Origin of the sequence: Citrobacter sp. MGH 55 (assembly GCF_016906145.1) — a bacterium.
GTDB lineage: Bacteria > Pseudomonadota > Gammaproteobacteria > Enterobacterales > Enterobacteriaceae > Citrobacter_A > Citrobacter_A amalonaticus.
The window spans coordinates 1,395,146-1,398,210 of the sequence record NZ_CP070239.1 but is presented as its reverse complement, the minus strand read 5'-3'; the positions used below and the strand labels follow the sequence as shown (position 1 = coordinate 1,398,210).

General features: G+C 52.8%; 1 rRNA gene. It reads right to left on the bottom strand.

Going from position 1 to position 3,065, the window contains the following annotated elements:
• Positions 1-47: 47 nt before the first annotated feature.
• Positions 48-2,953, bottom strand: a 23S ribosomal RNA gene (locus tag JTI98_RS05635).
• Between the last annotated feature and the right edge of the window lie 112 nt (positions 2,954-3,065).

The following is a 3,065-nucleotide window of genomic DNA, read 5'->3' as shown; positions in this document are numbered from 1 at the left end:
CAGGCTGAAAATTTTCTCTCAATCCGCCAAAACAGCTTCGGCGTTGTAAGGTTAAGCCTCACGGTTCATTAGTACCGGTTAGCTCAACGCATCGCTGCGCTTACACACCCGGCCTATCAACGTCGTCGTCTTCAACGTTCCTTCAGGACCCTTAAAGGGTCAGGGAGAACTCATCTCGGGGCAAGTTTCGTGCTTAGATGCTTTCAGCACTTATCTCTTCCGCATTTAGCTACCGGGCAGTGCCATTGGCATGACAACCCGAACACCAGTGATGCGTCCACTCCGGTCCTCTCGTACTAGGAGCAGCCCCCCTCAATTCTCCAGCGCCCACGGCAGATAGGGACCGAACTGTCTCACGACGTTCTAAACCCAGCTCGCGTACCACTTTAAATGGCGAACAGCCATACCCTTGGGACCTACTTCAGCCCCAGGATGTGATGAGCCGACATCGAGGTGCCAAACACCGCCGTCGATATGAACTCTTGGGCGGTATCAGCCTGTTATCCCCGGAGTACCTTTTATCCGTTGAGCGATGGCCCTTCCATTCAGAACCACCGGATCACTAAGACCTGCTTTCGCACCTGCTCGCGCCGTCACGCTCGCAGTCAAGCTAGCTTATGCCTTTGCACTAACCTCCTGATGTCCGACCAGGATTAGCTAACCTTCGTGCTCCTCCGTTACTCTTTAGGAGGAGACCGCCCCAGTCAAACTACCCACCAGACACTGTCCGCAACCCGGATTACGGGCCCACGTTAGAACACCAGCCATTAAAGGGTGGTATTTCAAGGGCGGCTCCACACGAACTGGCGTCCGCGCTTCAAAGCCTCCCACCTATCCTACACATCAAGGACCAGTGTTCAGTGTCAAGCTATAGTAAAGGTTCACGGGGTCTTTCCGTCTTGCCGCGGGTACACTGCATCTTCACAGCGAGTTCAATTTCACTGAGTCTCGGGTGGAGACAGCCTGGCCATCATTACGCCATTCGTGCAGGTCGGAACTTACCCGACAAGGAATTTCGCTACCTTAGGACCGTTATAGTTACGGCCGCCGTTTACCGGGGCTTCGATCAAGAGCTTCTCCTTACGGATAACCCCATCAATTAACCTTCCGGCACCGGGCAGGCGTCACACCGTATACGTCCACTTTCGTGTTTGCACAGTGCTGTGTTTTTAATAAACAGTTGCAGCCAGCTGGTATCTTCGACTGATTTCAGCTCCACGAGTAAATCGCTTCACCTACATATCAGCGTGCCTTCTCCCGAAGTTACGGCACCATTTTGCCTAGTTCCTTCACCCGAGTTCTCTCAAGCGCCTTGGTATTCTCTACCTGACCACCTGTGTCGGTTTGGGGTACGATCTGATGTTACCTGATGCTTAGAGGCTTTTCCTGGAAGCAGGGCATTTGTTGCTTCAGCACCGTAGTGCCTCGTCATCACGCCTCAGTGTTAAAGTGAACCGGATTTACCTGGAACACACACCTACACGCTTAAACCGGGACAACCGTCGCCCGGCCAACATAGCCTTCTCCGTCCCCCCTTCGCAGTAACACCTGGTACAGGAATATTAACCTGTTTCCCATCGACTACGCCTTTCGGCCTCGCCTTAGGGGTCGACTCACCCTGCCCCGATTAACGTTGGACAGGAACCCTTGGTCTTCCGGCGAGCGGGCTTTTCACCCGCTTTATCGTTACTTATGTCAGCATTCGCACTTCTGATACCTCCAGCATGCCTCACAGCACACCTTCACAGGCTTACAGAACGCTCCCCTACCCAACAACACTTCGTGTCGCTGCCGCAGCTTCGGTGCATGGTTTAGCCCCGTTACATCTTCCGCGCAGGCCGACTCGACCAGTGAGCTATTACGCTTTCTTTAAATGATGGCTGCTTCTAAGCCAACATCCTGGCTGTCTGAGCCTTCCCACATCGTTTCCCACTTAACCATGACTTTGGGACCTTAGCTGGCGGTCTGGGTTGTTTCCCTCTTCACGACGGACGTTAGCACCCGCCGTGTGTCTCCCGTGATAACATTCTCCGGTATTCGCAGTTTGCATCGGGTTGGTAAGCCGGGATGGCCCCCTAGCCGAAACAGTGCTCTACCCCCGGAGATGAATTCACGAGGCGCTACCTAAATAGCTTTCGGGGAGAACCAGCTATCTCCCGGTTTGATTGGCCTTTCACCCCCAGCCACAAGTCATCCGCTAATTTTTCAACATTAGTCGGTTCGGTCCTCCAGTTAGTGTTACCCAACCTTCAACCTGCCCATGGCTAGATCACCGGGTTTCGGGTCTATACCCTGCAACTTAACGCCCAGTTAAGACTCGGTTTCCCTTCGGCTCCCCTATTCGGTTAACCTTGCTACAGAATATAAGTCGCTGACCCATTATACAAAAGGTACGCAGTCACCCCATAAAGAGGCTCCCACTGCTTGTACGTACACGGTTTCAGGTTCTTTTTCACTCCCCTCGCCGGGGTTCTTTTCGCCTTTCCCTCACGGTACTGGTTCACTATCGGTCAGTCAGGAGTATTTAGCCTTGGAGGATGGTCCCCCCATATTCAGACAGGATACCACGTGTCCCGCCCTACTCATCGAGCTCACNNCACATGCAATTTTGTGTACGGGGCTGTCACCCTGTATCGCCGGCCTTTCCAGACCGTTCCACTACCACACATGCTGATTCAGGCTCTGGGCTGCTCCCCGTTCGCTCGCCGCTACTGGGGGAATCTCGGTTGATTTCTTTTCCTCGGGGTACTTAGATGTTTCAGTTCCCCCGGTTCGCCTCGTTAACCTATGGATTCAGTTAACGATAGTGCAACGAATTGCACTGGGTTTCCCCATTCGGACATCGCCGGTTATAACGGTTCATATCACCTTACCGACGCTTTTCGCAGATTAGCACGTCCTTCATCGCCTCTGACTGCCAGGGCATCCACCGTGTACGCTTAGTCGCTTAACCTCACAACCCGAAGATGTTTCACTTCTGATTGCGAAAATTTGAGAGACTCGAACACACCATTAACAGTGTGTCGTTTCAATTTTCAGCTTGATCCAGATTTTTAAAGAGCAAA